Origin of the sequence: Agrobacterium sp. rho-13.3 (genome assembly GCF_033957765.2) — a bacterium.
Classification (GTDB): domain Bacteria; phylum Pseudomonadota; class Alphaproteobacteria; order Rhizobiales; family Rhizobiaceae; genus Agrobacterium.
Genome location: NZ_CP192777.1, coordinates 56,217 through 75,901 on the forward strand (window position 1 = coordinate 56,217; position 19,685 = coordinate 75,901).

A 19,685-nucleotide genomic window follows, 5' to 3' on the forward strand; every position below is an offset into this window, starting at 1 on the left:
CTTATTGAAACTGTTAGGACTTGAATCTCACGGTTAAATGCAAAACGACACAGCCATTCGTCTCGGCCGATGACATGTGGCGGCGTTCCGGCGTATCGCCGTCGTCGCTGGTCAAGCTTGCGGAGGCAGATGCTTTCCTGCCGTCGCTGCAACTGGAGCGGCGCCAGGCACTCTGGGATATCAAAGCGCTCCGGGAGGAACCACTGGAGCTTTGGGCGGCCGCCGCTGAGCGCGAAGCCAAGGTGATCGCCGAGATGCAGGAGCCCGACGTGGCGCTGAAGTCGATGACCGAGGGAAGGGAGGTCGTCGAGGACTACTCGCACACCGGTCTCACCTTGCGGGCGCACCCGGTCTCGTTTCTCCGAAAAGACCTCGACCGGAAAGGTATCGTCACCTGCGCCGAGGCGATGGGGCAACGCGACGGGAAATGGCTTTGGACTGCCGGCCTGGTTCTCGTGCGACAGCGGCCGGGATCGGCAAAGGGTGTGATGTTCCTCACGCTGGAAGACGAGTCAGGCATCGTCAACGCCGTGGTCTGGCCATCGCTGTTCGAACGCCAGCGGCGGGTGTTGATGACCGCGAGCATGATGGCCATCAATGGCCGCATCCAGCGGGAGGGTGACGTCGTTCACCTCGTTGCCCAGCGCCTGTTCGATTTCTCCGCCGACCTGTCGAGCGTTGGTAATCGGGACGGCGACTTCCCACTTCCGCACGGTCGCGGCGACCAGGTCAAGCACGGAGGAGGGCCCGATCCACGGGACAATCCCAAACCCGTCGTACAGGCGCGCGAGATCTATATTCCAGACCTTCATATCGATAATCTGAAGATCAAATCCAGAAACTTCCATTGAGGAGACCGATGTGTCGCGCCTGTTTGCAGTCACCAAAAGCCTGGAGGAGATTGTCGCCCATTTCGCGGTCGATAACGCACCGGCGCTTGAGGTGCCGAGCGAAACCGTGGAAGGAACCCGGGGACTGATCGTCCTTGAGAAGGACGGATTGCGGCTGTTGAAGTCCGTCCCATGGGGTTTTCCGCGACAGACACGCGACATGAGGCGTGAAGGCGAGCCACCGAGCCGCATTGGCCTCGTTGCCGATCTCACCAATCCGCTTTGGGATCGCATCGTCGTTGACCCCAGATACCGCTGTTTGATCCCACTCACCCACTTCGCCAACCCCGAAGGTGTCAAAGGCGAGAAAACCAGATCGTGGTTTTCGAAGAACCGGCAACCCTTGATGGCTTGGGCGGGGTTCTGCAAGAACACTCCAGACTTCGGCCCGGTGTTCGCCGGCATGACCATGACCGCAAACGATAAGATCAGGCCCTTCAACGACCGAATGCCCGTTTTGCTCGAGCGGCAAGAATACGATCGCTGGCTTCACGGTTCGATCGAAGATGTGATCGCCTTCCAGTTTCGCGATCCGCCGTCTTCCGATGATTTCGAAATCCTGCACAGCCGCGACCGCTGGCAAAGCGGCGTTGCACCCTCCAAGGCTTCACCCCGTCGGGACAACATGCTTAAGTAAGCCGGGGTTCGTGTTGAAAGGTCCGTCACATGTGCAACTTGTACACCGTCCGTCTTTCCGCCGCGGAAGTGGCCGCACACTTCCGTGTGCCAAACCCGATGCAATCGAACGCTCCCGAGGAAGTCTATCCGGGCACGCCCGGGATGGTGGTGACGGAGAATGACGGTGTTCGCGAGCTCCGCTCGATGGTGTGGGGTTTTCCGCTGCGCCTGAAAGGCATGAAGCCGGAAGCCAAGCCAAAGCCGGTCAACAATATCGCTGACCTTGCGAAAGGCATGTGGATTGGTCTTGCTCGAAAACCCCAATGGCGTTGCCTGATCCCCGTGACGGGTTTTGCCGAAGCCGAGGGGGAGAAGGGCAGAATGACCCGCACCTGGTTTGCCCTGAAGGACCAGCCGGTCTTCGCTTGGGCAGGGCTGTGGCGGATCAGTGACGAGTGGGGTCCGGTCTATTCCGGGGTCATGACGGACGCCAATGAGGCGATCCAACCCGTGCACAACCGGATGCCTGTTCTGTTACAGCCCGATGAGTACGAACAATGGCTGCACGGTACCTTCGATGATGCGCTAGCATTCCAGAAACGGACATTTCCGGCTGAATTGGTGACAATGGAGCGGACCAGCGAGCTGTGGGCGAAAAAGAAGTCTGCACCCGAGGCACCGCTGCTGCTTTGACGCCAGCCTATTTTCCGAGGTTGGCGAACCACTCGGCATAGGGCGTGTTTTTTGCCATGTGCCGATTATAATCCGGTGCGCCATCTTCCCACCAGGGCGCACCGCGCTCGCCGAGAGCAACCTTGGCATCATCGACCAGATGTCGAGCCTTTGCCATCGCATCGGGGTCGCCCTTTGCGTCGCGAACAGCCCTTTTTGCGGACATCAAATCCTTGACCAGTCTATTCCGGCGTCTGAGGATATCGGTCCGACATTCTCCTAGCGCCCGCCTTTGATCGCCTGGTCTAACATTCGCTCTGTTTCCAGATTGGATGCCAGCGAAAGCATGTGGCAGTCGGCAATCCACCAGTCGCCGGCGACTTCGGTCTCTCCCCAACCGGCCATCACCGCTTGCTCGGCCAACTGTCTGAATGCGTCCGCAATCGCTTCCTGACAGTTCAGAAAGTGATCGGGATGCTCGGAAAGGGTTTTCGGACCGGGAATGTACTCCATTCCTAATGTAATCGAGTCGGCTGACACAGGTTCAAGGCCCGTTGGCATAGATCTGAACTCAAAGAATTTTCTGGTTTCCGCTACTGGTCCTCACGCCCATAGAGGCGTGAGGACCGAAGAAGCTAGTGCTGGCTGGCCTGAAAGGCTCCGATGGCAGCAATAGCGCATTGCTCATCTTCGTCTCCACTCGCTCCGCTGACTCCAATGCCGCCGATAACCGTTCCTCCCGAGTGAATGGGAACCCCGCCGGGGAACGCGATGAGACCTGGTACCAGAGCAATGCCCGGCATCTCTGCTGCCTCGCCATCTTTGTTTTTGCCGTAGGCTTTCAGTTCGAAGCTTCTTGTAGCGTCGTCAAAAAGTGCGGCTGTGCGGGCTTTGCTTTCGGCAATGTCCCCACAAGCCTTACATGCACCATCCTGCCGGTTCGTCAGAACGATGTTTCCACCGTCGTCGACGATCACGACATTAATAGGCTTATACTTCGCTTTTGACTGATGCTTTAGGCACGCCTCTGCCATCGTCGTCGCGTCTGCAAGCGTCAAAAACTGCTTGGTTTCGGCCGCAGCGACGCCTGTTGCGCTGAGGATCATCGCTCCCCCTGCAAGAAACAACCTCATTCTAATCTCCTCCTCTAAAGAAAAAATCCGGCAGCCCCGGATCGATCAAAATCTATTGAGGTTCGAACATCAAAACAAGCGAATAATCTTGTCTTTAGTGGTACTACCGCAAAAATGACGTGCGGACGTCAAAAATTATTAAGGAATTCACGTTAATCTGCCTTTTCCACGATGCGGACCAACGAGCAGCAGAGGCGCGGCCCGTCCGCAGGCAACCGCGTTTTTACAATCGACAGGAATTCCTATGCTCAGTCGCGTGAAAATTAGAACCAAGATCCTGGGAATCGTATTAGGGGTCAGTTTGGTCAGCGCCGCTTTAGCGGTGTTCTCCAGTGACCAGATCGAGGACATAGGTTCGAACTATTCCTTGCTAGTGAATCAGCGAGATCCTGGGGTCTTGAAACTCGTTGGCGTCGCCAAAAGCGTGAGCGATGCAGCTTTTGCCACCCACAGGGTCTCCGCATACCCAAGGAATTCTGGGGTGGTCATTTCATCGAAGGCGCTGAGGACACGCAGTTTGAACCGCGCCTCATTTTTGCTGGACGGCGCATTGCGGCGTTTCCCGGACCATAAAGCAGACATCGACGCCTTGCGGCAGGCAGTGCGACTGGTCGACACCGCTAGCGAGAGAGCTGCGATGGTGGCGATAAATCCGGATGATCAAAGTCAGCGATCCTCACTTCAGCAACTCGACAAATCCTATTTTGATTTCAATCAGGCCTACTCCAAGCTCTACGACCAAATATCCTCCAGCGCGTCCTATCATGCCGAAAGCCTTGGCCGCACAACCAACAGGGTGATCTATCTCACCCTGGCGGGATCCTTTGCGGGTATCGCATTTGGAATTGTCATAGCGCTCCTTGTTTCCTCCAAAGGCATAACCGGGCCTTTGCGCAAGCTTGGCGGGGCTATGAGTACCCTCGCCGCCGGCGAATTGGATGTGGAGATTGATGGGCGTCAGCGCCGGGACGAGATTGGCGACATGGCCCGTTCCGTTGAAGTATTTAAAAAAGCTGCCAACGAAAACCGCAGGCTCGCCAATGAAGCAGAGATCGCCAACAATGAGCGCGCGGAGATCCAGAAGCGGCAGGCGGCAGAGGATAACGCCCGCACGCAGCGCTTGCGCGACCTTATCGACAACGTGAAGATCGCCTTTGGAGGACTTGCGACTGGTGAGTTGACGACGCGCATCGGTGGCGCATTTCCCCAAGAGTTCGAACCTATTCGGACCGCCTTCAATTCTTCAGTTGAACGGCTCGAAAACGCCATAGCCGCTGTTGATGCTGGCATCAGCTCAATGCAGGCCGACTTGAACGGGATCACAGATTCCGCATCCGATCTCTCCAGAAGGACCGAGCAGCAAGCGGCTGCCCTTGAAGAGACTTCAGCCGCGCTCTCAGAGCTGATGAAAAAGGTTGAGGAAACATCGCTGAAATCCGTCGAAGCGACAAAATTGGCAGAGGGTGCTCATAATGAAGCGAAGCTAGGCGCAGCAGTGTTGGCTGAGGCAATTGGGGCAATGTCTGAGATCGAACGGTCCTCGGGCAAGATAAACAACATCGTTGGCCTTATCGATCAGATTGCCTTCCAGACCAATCTCCTTGCACTTAATGCGGGCGTTGAGGCAGCTCGGGCGGGCGATCGCGGAAAGGGCTTCGCTGTCGTCGCACAAGAGGTTAGGGCGCTGTCCCAACAGTCGGCGAGTGCGGCGCAAGAAATCAAGGGTCTAATATCGAGCGCTAATAGTCAGGTTAAGGACGGCGTAGCACTCGTTACGGAATCAGGCATCGTCTTCGAGCGCATCTTAACTCAGGTGGACGGCGTATCGAGTGCGATAAACGAAATTTCAGTCAGCGCCCAAGATCAGGCTGCCAGCCTCCATCAGGTATCTGCAGCGGCCGCCCAAATGGACAAGGTTACGCAGCAGAACGCGGGGATGGTCGAAGAGACCACAGCCGCGACGCAGAACCTTTTGTTGGAAACAACCCAACTTGCCGAGCTGATGCGCGCATTCAAGACAACCGCCGGCACCCAAGCGGGTGACAACCTTTCCAGAAAAGCAGCTTGACCAATTAAGACCAACGAGATTGCGGCGCCTTCGAAAAAAATACTGATTCAGGCTTTGGTTCCGCCGCAATCGGCACTTTTACCTGCGTCTGAAGATGGACGGCCGAACTCTCAATGTGGGAACGACTGCCAACCTCCGTCATGCTTCTCTGGTGCGGACTGCTGAGCACAGAAAAAGAAATGTTGGCGAAGGCTATATCCTAAAACCGTTGCGATTTCGAGGAAAGATACGCCAGATCGGCCCCTCGGCCCTCTGAATGTGAGGTGCGAACGTCAAACGTAGCGGGCCGGTCCAGCGCGTGCACGGCCAATTTTAAAGATTTTCCTTAAGAAGGACTTCGATTCTTATCTTTTCTTGTGCTGCCAGGGGCTCTTTCGAATCTGCGCGAGCCCGCATGATGCGAACAGCGCTGCGCACGGCGTGTCCCGGATCTTGACCTATGACAGCATCGATACGGTTGTCGCGCAACGCTTCCTCAGTGAAGGGAGTTCGCTCGTGAACAACGACGGCAAGATCGCTGAGATTTACGTGCGCGGCGGTTGCCGTGAGAGGAGCGCGTGCCTCCGAGCTTAGTACGTAAACCGCGATAATATCCCTATTGTTATCGAGCACCCGGGCGATAATCTGCTGCGCGCGTTTCTCGTCAGCATGCGTTTCGATGGAAGGCAGGGATCTAAGGTAAGGAAATTGCTCGTTGATCACGCTGTCAAAGCCGTGTCGCCGTTGGATGCTGTCCAGAGATTGCATCGTATCGGCGATGACCATCACCTTGCCGGGCGTTCGGCAGACAAACCTGCCGATCAACTTGCCGGCGGTTGCCCCGGCTGCAAAATTATCAACACCTACGAAATCGGCGGCAGGAAGTTTCTCCTGCCCTGACAGAAACTGGACGACCTGGATATTTCTTTCGAGGAGCCGGGCCACGGCATCACGCACCTGTGGTGACTCGGGAGCCATCAGCGCGACCCCGTCAACCTCGTTCTCGCTTAGCTCTGTGAGATATTTTGCGACGAAATGGGCGTCGCTGATGGGAATCTGCGTGTAGTCAATCTCGGTGAGATCGCCCTTGAGGACCTCCTTCAACTCCTTCACGCGCTGCAAAAGCTCGCGAAGATAGAGGTCTCCTGCTTTGGGGAGTACGAACCGAAAGCGGTAATTTTTGTTGCGCGCCAAGCTGACGGCGGCTGGATTACGAATAAACCCGATCCGCTCAATAGCTTCCTGGACACTCCGTGACGCCTTCTTGCTTACGTTCGGGCGGTCGTTCAGGACGCGATCCACGGTTGCGAGGCTCACGCCAGCTGCTTCCGCGAGATCTTTTGCTGTGGGCCGCATGTGCACTCCAATCGATTAACTCTGCCACATTTCCTCCAAAAATTCCAAAATAGCAAGATTTGACGTGCGGACCTCAAAATAAGCTTGCATTGAGGTCCGCACCTCAGTTAATGAGAAATGGCGACGCCTGAGCGGCCAGAAGCCGAGAGGATGGTTGACTAGCCCGGCCAAAGCGCTTTCCGAACACTGCGCCATTTGCCGTATCACTTGTTTACTCCTCTCGATGGAGGTCGAGAGGTCAACGGGAGGATCCCAAATGAAGTCCCTTTTTATGAACTCGGCACTCGCTGCCGGGGCGTACGCTGCTGTCTCTTTGGCAACGGTTTTTCCTGCTCAGGCCGCTGATCTCACTTTGTGCTGGGCAGCATGGGATCCCGCCAATGCTCTCGTCGAGCTCAGCAAGGACTTCGAGGCGAAAAGCGGCAACAAGATGCATTTCGAATTCGTGCCGTGGCCCAATTTCGCAGACCGCATGCTCAACGAATTGAATTCCGGCGGCAAACTCTGCGACCTTTTGATCGGCGACAGCCAGTGGATCGGCGGCGCAGCGGAGAACGGCCAGTACGTCAAACTCAACGATTTCTTCGATAAAGAAGGAATCAAGATGGACGACTTCATCCCCGCGACGGTCGTCGGATACGCGGAGTGGCCGAAGAATACCCCTAACTACTGGGCGATGCCTGCCTTCGGCGACGTCGTAGGATGGACCTACCGAAAGGACTGGTTCTCACGCCCTGAACTACAGGCCGAGTTCAAGAAGAGGTATGGCCGTGATCTCGCAGTCCCGAAAGATTGGGACGAACTGATCGACATCGGCACGTTCTTCCAAGGCCGTAAAATCGACGGCAAAAAGGTTTACGGTGCGGCGATTTACACGGAGCGTGGTTCCGAAGGGATCACCATGGGCGCCATGAACGCGCTATACAGCTATGGCTTCGAATACCAGAATCCGAACAAGCCCTACGACCTCGAAGGTTTCGTGAATTCCCCCGATGCTGTCGCAGGCCTCGAAGAATACAAGAAGCTCTACGATTGCTGCACGCCTCCGGGGCACTCCGACGCATACATGACTCAGGACGTTGACGCCTATAAATCAGGTCAGGTCGCGTTGCAGATGAACTTCACCTTTACCTGGCCGGGCATCAATGCCGACCCCAACGTCGGTGGCGATAAGTCAGGCTACTTCCCCAATCCGGCCGGCCCGAAGGGCGTGCAGTTCGCCCAGCTCGGCGGTCAGGGCATCTCGGTCGTCGCGGCGTCCGAGAAGCAGAAAGAAGCCCTTGATTATATCAAGTGGTTCGGCCAGCCCGAAATCCAGCAGAAATGGTGGAAGCTTGGCGGTTACTCTGCGCTGAGGGCGGTGGTGGAAGATCCGGGCTTTGCCTCCAGTCAGCCTTACGCGAAGCCGTTCCTCGATTCTATGGCGATCGTAAAGGATTTTTGGGCTGAGCCCTCCTACGCGTCTCTCCTCCAGGCATCCCAGAAGCGTTTCCACGACTATGTGATCGCAAATCAGGGCACCCCAAAAGAAGCCCTCGATGGCCTCGCGAAGGACTGGAAAGCCGTCTTCGAGGACGAAGGCAAATACTGACGCTTACGCACGCTTCCTCCCAGCTGTGAGCGTCACGCAGGGCCGGCCACGCGGACCGTGCCGGCCCTGCATCCTACCACCTTCATACCAAGGAGACGGACATGCTCCAATCACCGATCGATCGGGACGCCAGCGCGACTCCGCCCGCAATCGCGGCTCGCGTCAGAGGTCTATCTGATCGCGCAATAGCTTGGCTTTTCGTAGCACCGTCGATCGTGTTGCTGCTCGCCATCAACATCTTTCCATTGGTCTGGACGATTAGGCTAAGTTTCACGAATATCAGGGTCAACCGGCCTAACGCACCGGTCGAGTTCGTCGGCTTGCGCAACTATATCAGCATTCTGACGGATAACGACATCTGGCAAAGCATGCAGGCGACCGCGCACTTTCTCATCTGGACCATCGTCCTGCAGGTGCTAATCGGCTTCTCTCTCGCCTATTTGATCAACAAGAAGTTTCGCGGCAATGACCTTTGGACGACGATCATCGTGCTTCCTATGATGTTGAGTCCAGCCGTCGTTGGCAACTTCTGGACCTTTCTCTACCAGCCGCAAATAGGCCTTTTCAACTACGTGGTCGGCTTCCTCACCGGCAACGATCCGTCCAGTTTCTCGATGATCGCCAGCACAACGCTGGCACCGTGGGCCATCGTCATCGTGGACACTTGGATGTGGACGCCTTTCGTCATGCTGATTTGTTTGGCCGGTCTGCGGTCCATCCCGAGCAGCATCTATGAGGCGGCCGAATGCGATCGTGCAAGCAAGTGGCGCCAGTTCTGGACGATCACCATCCCGATGGTACTGCCGTTCCTGATGCTGGCCGTCCTCTTCCGCGGCATCGAAAACTTCAAGATGTTCGACCTCGTGGTCCAACTCACCGGCGGCGGTCCCGGATCTATCACGGAACTGACCTCGATCAATTTGAAGCGCGCCGCTTTCGAGCAATGGCGTACCGGCTACGCATCCGCCTACGCCGTTATTCTATTCGTCACCGTCTTCGGCCTTGCGTCGATCTATGTCAAAGCACTGAACAAGGTGAAACAGAGATGAGCAGCTATTCCGTAACCGAGCCCTCAGGGCGTCAGAAATGGTTTGCCGGTATCCTGGTTGTTCTTTATGCAGCAATCACCCTCCTTCCACTGTTGTGGATCGTTGGTACCGGGTTCAAGTCGCCTGAAGACGCGATCGCCTACCCGCCCAAGATGATCTTCGAGCCGACGGTCGAAGGATATGTCAACCTTTTCACCACCCGCACCCGCGTGCCCGAGGATCAACTCAAGGCACTCGGCGAACCGACGACGTGGTATGATAAGCTGGTTCGCAAGGAAGGTGTGGTGATCACCGGTGCGTCGCGCTTTGCCGAGCGGTTTACCAACTCTGTCATTATTGCCTTTAGCTCGACTGTCCTTTGCATCGCACTTGGCACTGCGGCAGCTTACGCCTTTTCCCGCTTCAAAGTGCCGTTCAAGGACGACCTCCTTTTCTTCATTCTCTCTACGCGCATGATGCCGCCGATCGCAGTCGCGATCCCGATCTTCCTGATGTTCCGCTCAATGGGCCTCAGCGATACCCACGCCGGCATGATCCTGCTCTATACGGCGGTCAATCTGTCGCTCTCAGTCTGGCTTCTCAAGGGCTTCATCGACGAAATCCCGATCGAATACGAAGAGGCGGCACTCATCGACGGCTACACGCGTTTCCAGGCCTTTTATAAGGTCGTGTTGCCCCAGGCCGTCACCGGCATTGCGTCGACTGCGATCTTCTGCCTGATCTTCGCATGGAACGAATATGCCTTCGCTGTGCTGCTGACATCGGGCAACGCCCAGACGGCTCCGCCGTTCATCCCGACCATCATCGGCGTCAGCGGTCAGGACTGGCCAGCTGTCGCCGCCGGCGCAACGATCTTCCTGGTACCGGTCATGGTCTTCACGATCCTGCTTCGCAAACATCTCCTGCGCGGCATTACCTTCGGAGCGGTACGCAAATGACAACGTTTCTTAATCGCCTGTTCCGCCTGCGCCGCGACGCATGGGAAATGCTAGCATCGGTCCTGATCGCGCTCGGGGTCGTCATGCTGATGCAGCCCCTGTCGCTATCGCTCTACACGTATTCTTTCCTCGTGACGCTGGTCGGAACAGTGATGTTCATCATCGTCAGCCATTTCCCGGAGTGAACCCATGGCACAGATCAGAATTCAGAATGTGCGCAAGGATTTCGGGGCGTTCAACGCGGTGAAATCTTCCACGTTTACCGTTGAGGATGGCGAGTTCTTCATGCTTCTCGGGCCTTCCGGATGCGGCAAGACGACGACGCTGCGGATGATGGCGGGCCTTGAGCTTCCCACCAGTGGTGAAATCTACATCGGTGGCGAAGAGGTGGGCATGAAGCGGGCGAGCCAGCGCGACATCGCATTCGTCTTCCAGATGTTCGCCCTATATCCGCACATGAACGTCCGCGGGAACATCTCCTATCCGCTTGTCAGCCAGGGCATGAGGAAGGCCGAAGTCACCACGCGTGTCGCGGAAGTGGCGAGGATCCTGAGGATCGAAGATATCCTCGACAAGCCCGTCGGAGGCCTCTCCGGCGGCGATCGGCAGCGCGTCGCGCTCGGCCGCGCCATCGTGCGCAATCCGAAAGCCTTCTTCATGGACGAGCCACTCGGCGCCCTCGACGCCGAGTTCCGCGAGCATATGGCCGAAGAATTGCGGGCTCTGCACGATCGCATGGGTGCCACCACAGTCTATGTGACGCATGATCAGCTGGAAGCAATGCAGATGGGGGACAAGATCGTGGTGATGAACCATGGCGTCGTCGAACAATTCGGTAAGCCCCAGCAGATCTACGACTGGCCGGCGACGAAGTTCGTTGCGAAGTTCATCGGCTCGCCCTCGATGAACTTCCTGGAGTTCGATGGGTCGATTGCAGCTGGAGGGAACTCCGTGGCGCTCTCCGGCCATAAGGTCAAAGTGCCGGAATCTCATGAAGAACGTCAGGGCAAGCTGGCAGTTGGCGTCAGACCTGAACATGTCAGGTTCGATGACAACTCGATCTATCGGGGCCGGGTTGTGGCCGTCGAATATCTCGGAACGACACAAATCGTCACGATCGATACGCCTCACGGCGAGATCAAGGCTCGCACCCCTTCAAACCAATCCGCGCGTGTCGACGAACTTATCGGTTTGGACTTCGATTCAAGGACCCTGACCATCTTCGATTCGTCAACCGGGAACGCACTTGTTTCCGAGGCCAATAGAGGAGTATTGCACCGTGGCTGAAGTCATCCTGAACAACATTACGAAATCCTTTGCCGACCATCGGGCACTCGACGAGGTTTCGATGGTCATTCCGGACGGATCGTTTGTGGTTCTTCTCGGGCCGACGGGAGCTGGCAAGACGACGACATTGCGCATGGTTTCGGGGCTCGACACCCCGGATAATGGAGAGATCCTGATCGGTGGGCGATCAATGCGCGGGCTGACGCCGGCTCAGCGCAATGTTGCGATGGTGTTCCAGCAATATTCGCTCTATCCGCACCTTTCGGTGCGCCAGAATCTCGAGTTTCCCCTGAAGTCGCCGCTGTTGAAGACGCCGCAAAATATCATCGACGAAAAAGTAAACGCGATCGCCGAAATCCTGCAGATCTCACACAAGCTCGATAATAAGGCGACAGCACTTTCGGGCGGCGAAATGCAGCGCGTGTCCATCGGACGCGCCTTGGTCAGGAACCCGCAGATTTACCTCATGGATGAGCCCCTGAGCTCGCTGGATGCCAAGCTCAGGGCCGATCTTCGCATCGAGCTCAAGAAGATCCAGGCCAAATCTGGTGCGACGCTGCTCTATGTCACGCATGACCAGGTCGAGGCGATGACGATGGCGACACATGTTGGCGTTCTTCACGAAGGTAGGCTGGTCCAGTTCGGCCCACCGCGGGACATCTACGAACAACCCGTCAGCATCTATGCGGCGACCCGCTTAGGCCAACCACGCATCAATATCGTCCCCGCCGAGCTCTTTCCGGGCGTGCCCGCCAAGGCCAAGTCCCTTGGTTTGCGACCGGAACATATCGATCAGGGCGACGGCCAGGATGCAACGGTCACACGCGTCGAACATCTCGGCGATCAAACTCGTCTGCACCTGCTGTTTAGGACACACAACCTGATCACCGTCACCGACGCCCATACCGAGCTCAAGGGCGGCGAAACCATCAAGATCCAGCCGAACAAGCCGCTCTATTTCGACGCGGCCGGCATGCGTTTAGTTTAAGGGAGGCTAGAATGTCACAGTTCCTCAACAGCAAGGAAAATGCGGTCACAGAAGCACTGGAGGGCCTGCTTGCTGCGTCTGACGGTGCGCTCAGCCGCCTGGATGGATATCCTCATATTCGCGTCATCGTCCGATCCGATTGGGACAAGGCCAAGGTGGCGCTCGTGTCGGGCGGGGGATCGGGGCATGAGCCCGCACATGCCGGTTTTGTCGGAAAGGGAATGCTCACCGCAGCCGTTTGTGGCGACGTCTTTGCCTCGCCGAGCGTGGATGCGATCCTCGCCGGCATCCTCTCCGTAACCGGACCGGCCGGATGCCTGCTCATCGTCAAGAACTATACCGGCGACCGTCTCAATTTTGGTCTCGCCGCCGAACGTGCCCGCGCTTACGGCTTGAATGTCAGCATGGTTATAGTCGATGACGACATCGCACTTCCGGAACTGCCGCAGGCTCGAGGTGTCGCTGGAACACTGCTTGTCCACAAAATTGCTGGTGCGCTTGCGGAGCGCGGAGCCGATCTCGAAGCGATAACGAAGGCCGCCCGCCGGGTCATCGAAAACACCAACTCTATTGGCATGTCGCTCGACACATGCACTGTGCCGGGCTCGCCAAAGGAGAACCGGATTCCCGCGGGCTATGCAGAACTCGGCCTCGGCATTCACGGCGAAGCTGGTGTCGAGCAGATCGAATATTCCGGCGCCAAGGGTGCCGTTGCGGCAATGGTTGAGCGTCTTGCTGCGTCCATGTCCGACCGACCGCACGTGGCCCTCGTAAACAACCTTGGCGGCACCTCGTTCTTGGAAATGTCCGTTGTGGTTCACGAGCTAATGAAATCGACGATCGGTGAACGGCTTTCCCACATTATTGGTCCGGCGCCGATGATGACATCGCTCGACATGCAGGGATTTTCGATCACCATATTTCCCGCCGAAAAGGCGGAGCTCGCGCTTTTGTCTGCGCCAGTTGCGCTTCCGGCCTGGCCCGGGCTGGGAGCCGTCAAACCCGTTTCGATCCTTGCCCTCCCGGATGGCCTGACGCCAATTGCACCGGTTCCTTCAAAGCACCAGCCGACCCGCCAACTTCTCGATGACTGCTGCTCTCTCCTGATCCAAGCGGAAAAGGATTTGAATGCCCTTGACGCGAAATCTGGTGACGGTGATACCGGCTCGACATTGGCGGGGGCAGCCCGTGCTCTCATCGGCGCGCTTGACCGTCTTCCTCTTTCCGATCACACGCAGCTTTTCCGCGCCATGGGTCAGGAACTCAGCCAGACCATGGGGGGCTCGTCCGGCGTTTTGCTCGCGATCTTCTTTGCCGCCGCCGGCGACGGCGCGTCCAGCGGGCTGACAATTCGGGACGCATTGAAAGCAGGTCTCTCCCGGATGCAGGAGATCGGCGGCGCGGGTCTCGGCGATCGTACAATGGTCGATGCTCTTTCCCCGGCACTTGACGCACTCGAACAAGGTTTTGCAGCCGCGGCAGAAGCGGCGCGTTCGGGAGCTGACCTCACGGCCACGCTCCTCCATGCGAAGGCGGGGCGTGCCGCATATGTCAATGCCAAGCAACTCCAAGGTCATGTCGATCCCGGTGCGGAGGCCGTTGCCCGGCTGTTCGAATATCTAGCTGTCCGGCCTGACCTGGAAGCCCAGCCGACCAGTGACCGCTCTGTTGCCATCGGCGTAGGGGGTGACTGGCAGCGATGAACACAATACCTGACATTTCGCTTGATGCGTATCTGCACCATAAGAAAATCGATCCTGCTCTTACCTTCCTGGTTGAGAAGATTGCGGCGTCTTCGGTCGCAGTCGCTCAACATCTGGACCAGGCAGCGCTGCATAGCCAGATTGGAAGCGCTGGCACCACGAATATCCAGGGTGAAGACCAGAAGTTGCTCGACGTCCTGGCAGATTGTGTGTTTCGGGAAACATGTGCGCAAGCACCGTCGCTGGCGGCCTACGTGTCCGAAGAGGTTGAGGATGTCACCTGGCTAAAGGACCCCGTTGGAGGGGATCTCATTCTCTATGTCGATCCTCTCGACGGCTCATCCAACCTGGGAGTCAATCTCTCGGTTGGTTCGATTTTCGCTGTGGCCCAAGTCCATGCGGATGGTGATCGCAACGTCCTCAGACAAGGGCGGGAATATCTCTGCGCCGGATATGCAATATACGGGCCGTCGACGCTGTTCGTCATCAGCTTTGGGGTCGGTGTCGCCGGCTTTACGCTTGATCCTTCCGATGGTTCGTTGAAGTTGACCAATGCGCGTATGCAAATTCCCCCGGAGACGGGGGAGTTTGCGGTGAACCTTTCGCGCCGGCGCTTCTGGGACGAGCCGATCCGTCGTTATGTCGATGAGTGTTTGGCTGGGTCTGCGGGGACTCGCGGTCGGAACTTCAACATGCGATGGACGGCTTCCATGGTCGCTGACGTTCATCGTATTCTCACAGGAGGAGGGATCTTCCTATACCCTGCGGACGAAGCAAATCGCAGTAGTGGAGGCAAACTCCGCCTAATGTATGAGGCCAATCCAATGGCCTTTCTCGTGAATGCGGCCGGAGGCCTAGCTTCTACGGGGTATGAAGATATTCTTCTTGTTCAGCCTCAAAGCCACCATCAACGCATCTCTGTATTGCTAGGCTCAAGTGACGAGGTCCGTCGCCTGGTACAGTTTAATCAGGCTCAAGTGGAGATCGCCTCGTAATGGCTCTCGTTACCCTACGTCAACTACTCGACCACGCCGCCGAGAACCACTACGCCGTCCCGGCCTTCAACGTGAACAACATGGAGCAGATGCTCGCCATCATGAAGGCGGCTGATCACACGGACAGTCCGGTCATCATGCAGGCGAGCCGCGGTGCGCGTCTCTTTGCCGGCGACGAAACGCTCTCGCACCTGATACGTGCAGCGATCGAGAAGTATCCTCATATCCCTGTCTGCATGCACCAGGACCATGGCAACTCCCCGGCGACCTGTCTGTCCGCCGTTCTGGCCGGCTTCTCATCGGTGATGATGGACGGATCTCTGTCCGAAGACGGACGCACGCCCTTAGGCTTCGAGGATAATGTCGCCGTCACTACAAAAGTGTCTGAGATGGCGCATCTAGTCGGAGTTTCGGTCGAAGGTGAAATCGGTCATCTTGGTTCGCTAGAGAGCGGCCGCGGCGAAGCTGAGGATGGGCATGGTTTTGACGGTCACATGAGCCGCGACATGCTGCTGACCGATCCCGAGGAGGCAGCCGAATTCGTGCGCCTAACGAAAGTGGACGCACTGGCCATCGCCATCGGCACATCCCACGGCGCCTACAAATTCTCCCGCAAACCGGACGGCGACATCCTTTCGATCAAGCGCCTGAAGGAGATCCACGCGCGCCTGCCGGACACTCATCTCGTGATGCACGGGTCGTCGTCCGTTCCCCAGGAACTACAGGAGATCATCAACGCCCATGGTGGAGAGCTCAAACCGACCTTTGGTGTTCCGGTCGAGGAAATCCAGGAGGGGATCCGTTACGGCGTTCGCAAGGTGAACGTCGACACTGATCTCAGAATGGCTTTCACCGGGGCGATCCGGCGCGTGTTTGCCCTTCATCCCGCCGAATTCGATCCGCGCAAATATTTGGCCCCAGGAATCGAAGCCATGGCAGCGATCTGCCGCGATCGCTACGAGCAGTTCGGCGCCGCAGGGCATGCCTCTTCTATAAAGCCCATTCCTCTTGCTGATATGGCAAAGCGTTACCAGCCCTAGTGAGGGGAGCCCCGTTGAAGGAACCTGGTTCGCGGCCGCGCGTCATTCGCTAGACGAGCATCAAGACAGTAGAGAACTCGCGATTCGCGTTCCTTCACGCGGGTCGCCCATGCTCAACGGCAGCTCCGGGGGCGGCTGTGCATCGCTCGGTTGCTTGTACCTGCGAGATGATCAGTCCTGGCCACCGATGTTTGCCGTTTATCTGTTTCTCACCCGCTATCCAAGCGGCGCGTGCTGGGACAAGGGTGCCCCGAAGCCCCATTGCCCGCACGCCCTTCCCACCCGCGAATTCAGGTTTTCGACGACAAATCGTTCTGATCGCCGGATTTGTCGAGCTGGACGCGGATGTAGGCTTCGATGTACTCGAAGACCTCGACCGCGCCGGCATCCGTCTCGATCAGATCGATCGGGCGACGGCCGTTGAGACGTGCGCTCTCTCTGCGAGCCCATTTAAGGATTTCGCCATCGGTGCGCAGCACCGGGCGAGCCATCTCCAGCATCCTCGCGAGGTGATCCGGTTTCGCGTACCATGAATACGGTTTGACGCTGGCCCGCCGACGCCCGGCAACGACATCCGGCAATTGCGACGCCCGCAGCTCGTCATCGGAGATATGGCGCCTGACCCAATGTGCCAGCTTCGCCAGCGACACGTTTGCCTCGCGTTCAACATCCCCGCCCTCACCGACTTTGCGCGTTGGGATCACCAAGCCGCGGATGATTTGCGGGCAACGCGCCTGCAACATCTCGAACGCCGGCGTAAGGTCGGTGTCGTTGGTGACGAGAACCACTTGGTCTACGTAGCCGCTCAGGGCGTCGTCATAGAGATGAAGTGCCAAATTGACATCTGATTGCTTCTCCTCGAGCTTCCAGACCTGGATCTTGTCGCAGTCGCGTGGCCAGCGCTTCGGATCGTCGGCTGGAACAATATGCTGATTGGCCTTGTAGAGCGAATAATTGCCCATCACGAAGGAAAGCCGACCACCGCAATGCGTCGTCAAGGCATTGTGATATTGGGCTTGTGACGATACGGAATCCTCGCCCTTGGCCGCGCTTTCGATGATCTTCGCGGTGAAATACTTGATCGCGCAGTCCGGATGGAGCGTCATCGTTGCAGGATTGGCGTCCGGCGCTGGCCGGAAAAGGATCGACGGCAGAATTTGCGTTTCGAACAAGGTCAGGACGTCGAGCCATTTGAATGCGGTCTTGCGAAGGCAACCATAGTAGAGATTGTAGCCGTCGATGTAGACTCTTGTTCGTAACGCTGGCACCCCTTGCTCCCAAGACATAAAAAAACCGGCTTGCGCCGGCTTTTTTCCCCAACCGCCCGGAGCGCATGTCTCTCAGGATGCTGGGTTAGTTGTTAGCTATCAACATAGTGTTGGCTGGCTCTCTCGTCAACCGATATTGACACCCACCTGAGCGCCTTACGCTGACCGCTTCGGCAGCGAAGTGGACCAGCTAAACAACGCAAATCCCAGCTGAAAGAGACGTGGCGACGATCGCCGCAGGTGGCCTGCGCAGGTCCGAGTCGTGGAGCTCTTCCTGGACACTCTCCTGGCCGATCTCAGTTTGAGTTAGACCGCGCCACTGCAAACGCAGAACTGCCAACGTTGGTCGGTAGCGTGCGTCATGCACCTGACAGGCTGACAAAGCCGAGCAGGCCATACAATCAACCTTTCTCATTTTTCCCTCATTGAGCGGCAGGGTCCACCGGTCATGACTACCAACTCCGTCCGGAGCCGAGTCCGCTACATTCGAAGCAAGACTTTGGTCGGTCGTTTCTATCAACGTGCTTCACCCGCCAGCGTTGCCAAACCTAGCTCTCTTGTCTGGCATCCCTAATCCAGTCCCGTCCTTGGACGGTCAACCCGCAGGGGGTTCGCAGTTCCTGCGACCTCTCTGGCTGCACCGCGGAGGTGACCGCGGCCGGGCCCGGATCGAACGGGCGCCATCGAGCGGGGATTGGCCCCGCCACTGGATGGAGCCTCACATGTCGGATCTCAGCCTCGCACAAAACCACGCACTCGATCTTGCCCGGACCCTGATGGTCCCGGTCACCCTCTTCGAAATCGATGGCGAGATCGGCGTCATGCCTTCCGCCGAGTATGACGGCGATGAAGACGCCATCATCAACGAATATGACCCCTTTGCCTATGGATCGGCTCATTGAGCCGATCACCCCTTCGGGGGGAAGGCGTGCCGCTTGCGCTGATGCGCGCGCAAGGGAGGCTTCGCCGCGATCTTTCCCGGCAGATCTGCACATTGCGAACCGCGCCCTTGCGCGCTTCCATCTTCGCGGCCTGGGCGCTGACAGCCAGAACAGTCAGGAAAGCTAAAGGAAGTGATATGGAAAAGAATGACATCGAAGAGCTGCGTACCCGGGTGGGCTGCGCAGTCGTCCTTGAGCATGAGGGCTTCGCGATAGACAGAAAAGAGAGCACGCGCCGGGCGGTCAAATTCCGGCGCGACGACGACATCGTCATCGTAATCCACGACGACAGGGGCTGGTTCGACGCTCGTTCGGATGCCAAGGGCGATGTGTTCGCTCTTGCAGGCTATCTGCAGGGGATCGGATTTGCCGAGGCCCTGGCAGTTGTCGGGGCTCTCATCGCGTTCCAGCCAGCCGCACCGACATGGGAGAAGCCTCAACATCAAACGCAGCCAATTGCTTCGGTCGCTGACCGCTGGAACCACCGAAAACGGCCGTGGCGCGGATCGGCGACGTGGACTTACCTCCAGCGATGCCGGACGCTGCCATGGCAAGTCATCTCCGCGGCGATCGATGCAGACGTTCTTCGGGAAGGCCCATATGGCTCAATTTGGGCAAAGCATGTCGATGAGGCTGGTGCCGTCATCGGCTGGGAGGAGCGCGGTCCGGACTGGCGCGGGTTTTCCACCGGCGGCGCCAAGGCGCTCTTCCAGTTTGGGATGAATGACGCTCATCGGATCTGTGTGACGGAGGCGGCGATCGATGCGCTCAGCCTGGCCGCGATCGAGCAGACACGATCCGACACGCTCTATGTCAGCACTGGAGGCGGGTGGTCGCCGCTAACCGCGCTCGCGTTGGAAAACTTAGCGTCCGGGGTGGGCGCGTGGCTTGTGGCCGCGACCGACAACAATGTTCAGGGTGAGGTCTTTGCCGATCGCCTGCGCCAGATGGCGGATCGCGCTGCTTGCGATTTCTCGCGGCTGAGGCCGGAAGCTGAGGATTGGAATGAGGAATTGAAGGAGAGGAGGGAGAGAGGAGAGCTGCCGCATACGCGGCCAGCGCATCAAGGGTGAAGCTGCCGCCCGCCTGCCGGCGGCCCTTGACCCGCTGCCCGCGAGGCGCCGGCTGAGGAGGGGTGATCAAAGGACTGAAAGAAGAGGTCGATCAGG

At 57.7% G+C, this 19,685-nt stretch carries 18 protein-coding genes and 2 pseudogenes; 15 read left to right on the top strand and 5 right to left on the bottom strand.

The window, feature by feature from the left end:
- Window positions 1–32 precede the first annotated feature (32 nt).
- The 3 genes and pseudogenes from RMR16_RS25730 to RMR16_RS25740 all read left to right on the top strand — a co-directional run.
- Window positions 33–851, top strand: a pseudogene (locus RMR16_RS25730) (OB-fold nucleic acid binding domain-containing protein); the annotation flags it as partial.
- Window positions 852–861: 10 nt separating this feature from the next.
- The gene (locus RMR16_RS25735; protein ID WP_320187953.1) at window positions 862–1,527 is read left to right on the top strand and encodes an SOS response-associated peptidase family protein; all 666 of its coding nucleotides are present in this window, start codon (window positions 862–864) and stop codon (window positions 1,525–1,527) included.
- Between the two features lie 29 nt (window positions 1,528–1,556).
- Window positions 1,557–2,201: an SOS response-associated peptidase gene (locus RMR16_RS25740; protein ID WP_320187954.1), complete on the top strand. Its 645-nt coding sequence runs from the start codon at window positions 1,557–1,559 to the stop codon at window positions 2,199–2,201.
- A 7-nt stretch (window positions 2,202–2,208) separates the two neighbouring features.
- Here RMR16_RS25740 and RMR16_RS25745 read toward each other — a convergent pair.
- The 3 genes and pseudogenes from RMR16_RS25745 to RMR16_RS25755 all read right to left on the bottom strand — a co-directional run.
- A pseudogene (locus RMR16_RS25745) lies at window positions 2,209–2,430 on the bottom strand (hypothetical protein); the annotation flags it as partial.
- A 29-nt stretch (window positions 2,431–2,459) separates the two neighbouring features.
- Window positions 2,460–2,693 (bottom strand): hypothetical protein, encoded by a 234-nt coding sequence (locus RMR16_RS25750; RefSeq protein WP_320187956.1) that lies wholly within the window; start codon window positions 2,691–2,693, stop codon window positions 2,460–2,462.
- A 122-nt stretch (window positions 2,694–2,815) separates the two neighbouring features.
- Complete coding sequence (locus RMR16_RS25755) at window positions 2,816–3,286, bottom strand: GlcG/HbpS family heme-binding protein (RefSeq protein ID WP_320201335.1); 471 nt, start codon at window positions 3,284–3,286, stop codon at window positions 2,816–2,818.
- Window positions 3,287–3,557: 271 nt separating this feature from the next.
- Between RMR16_RS25755 and RMR16_RS25760 the strand changes: the two genes are divergently transcribed.
- Window positions 3,558–5,381, top strand: a complete 1,824-nt coding sequence (locus RMR16_RS25760; RefSeq protein ID WP_320187958.1) for a methyl-accepting chemotaxis protein — start codon at window positions 3,558–3,560, stop codon at window positions 5,379–5,381.
- A gap of 312 nt (window positions 5,382–5,693) precedes the next feature.
- Here RMR16_RS25760 and RMR16_RS25765 read toward each other — a convergent pair whose 3' ends face one another.
- Window positions 5,694–6,716 carry a LacI family DNA-binding transcriptional regulator gene (locus RMR16_RS25765; RefSeq protein ID WP_320187959.1) on the bottom strand — a complete coding sequence of 341 codons (1,023 nt, stop codon included), beginning with the start codon at window positions 6,714–6,716 and terminating at the stop codon, window positions 5,694–5,696.
- Window positions 6,717–6,972: 256 nt separating this feature from the next.
- Between RMR16_RS25765 and RMR16_RS25770 the strand changes: the two genes are divergently transcribed.
- The 9 genes from RMR16_RS25770 to fba all read left to right on the top strand — a co-directional run bounded on the left by RMR16_RS25770 (window position 6,973) and on the right by fba (window position 16,307).
- Window positions 6,973–8,307, top strand: a complete 1,335-nt coding sequence (locus RMR16_RS25770; RefSeq protein ID WP_320187960.1) for an ABC transporter substrate-binding protein — start codon at window positions 6,973–6,975, stop codon at window positions 8,305–8,307.
- A gap of 101 nt (window positions 8,308–8,408) precedes the next feature.
- Complete coding sequence (locus RMR16_RS25775) at window positions 8,409–9,356, top strand: carbohydrate ABC transporter permease (protein ID WP_320187961.1); 948 nt, start codon at window positions 8,409–8,411, stop codon at window positions 9,354–9,356.
- Window positions 9,353–10,294: a carbohydrate ABC transporter permease gene (locus RMR16_RS25780; RefSeq protein ID WP_320187962.1), complete on the top strand. Its 942-nt coding sequence runs from the start codon at window positions 9,353–9,355 to the stop codon at window positions 10,292–10,294. The genes RMR16_RS25775 and RMR16_RS25780 overlap by 4 nt, the downstream gene beginning before the upstream one ends.
- Window positions 10,291–10,479 (top strand): hypothetical protein, encoded by a 189-nt coding sequence (locus tag RMR16_RS25785; protein WP_320187963.1) that lies wholly within the window; start codon window positions 10,291–10,293, stop codon window positions 10,477–10,479. Before RMR16_RS25780 ends, RMR16_RS25785 begins: the two co-directional genes overlap by 4 nt.
- A 4-nt stretch (window positions 10,480–10,483) precedes the next feature.
- A complete protein-coding gene (locus RMR16_RS25790) occupies window positions 10,484–11,581 on the top strand; it encodes an ABC transporter ATP-binding protein (RefSeq protein ID WP_320187964.1) in 1,098 nt (365 codons plus the stop codon).
- Window positions 11,574–12,569, top strand: a complete 996-nt coding sequence (locus tag RMR16_RS25795; protein ID WP_320187965.1) for an ABC transporter ATP-binding protein — start codon at window positions 11,574–11,576, stop codon at window positions 12,567–12,569. Before RMR16_RS25790 ends, RMR16_RS25795 begins: the two co-directional genes overlap by 8 nt.
- Window positions 12,570–12,580: 11 nt before the next feature.
- On the top strand, window positions 12,581–14,272 hold the full coding sequence (locus RMR16_RS25800) for a dihydroxyacetone kinase subunit DhaK (RefSeq protein WP_320187966.1): 1,692 nt from the start codon (window positions 12,581–12,583) through the stop codon (window positions 14,270–14,272).
- On the top strand, window positions 14,269–15,267 hold the full coding sequence (locus RMR16_RS25805; protein ID WP_320187967.1) for a class 1 fructose-bisphosphatase: 999 nt from the start codon (window positions 14,269–14,271) through the stop codon (window positions 15,265–15,267). Before RMR16_RS25800 ends, RMR16_RS25805 begins: the two co-directional genes overlap by 4 nt.
- Entirely contained in the window at window positions 15,267–16,307 is a 1,041-nt protein-coding gene (gene fba, locus RMR16_RS25810) for a class II fructose-bisphosphate aldolase (RefSeq protein ID WP_320187968.1), read from the top strand. The genes RMR16_RS25805 and fba overlap by 1 nt, the downstream gene beginning before the upstream one ends.
- A gap of 290 nt (window positions 16,308–16,597) precedes the next feature.
- On the opposite strand, the gene RMR16_RS25815 is transcribed toward fba, so the two are convergent.
- Window positions 16,598–17,575: an NYN domain-containing protein gene (locus tag RMR16_RS25815; protein ID WP_320187969.1), complete on the bottom strand. Its 978-nt coding sequence runs from the start codon at window positions 17,573–17,575 to the stop codon at window positions 16,598–16,600.
- Between the two features lie 722 nt (window positions 17,576–18,297).
- On the opposite strand from RMR16_RS25815, the gene RMR16_RS25820 reads away from it, so the two are divergent.
- Together RMR16_RS25820 and RMR16_RS25825 are read left to right on the top strand one after the other, a co-directional pair.
- A complete protein-coding gene (locus RMR16_RS25820; protein WP_020046815.1) occupies window positions 18,298–18,477 on the top strand; it encodes a hypothetical protein in 180 nt (59 codons plus the stop codon).
- Between the two features lie 176 nt (window positions 18,478–18,653).
- Complete coding sequence (locus tag RMR16_RS25825; protein ID WP_416409728.1) at window positions 18,654–19,589, top strand: DUF3991 and toprim domain-containing protein; 936 nt, start codon at window positions 18,654–18,656, stop codon at window positions 19,587–19,589.
- The last annotated feature ends 96 nt before the right edge of the window (window positions 19,590–19,685 follow it).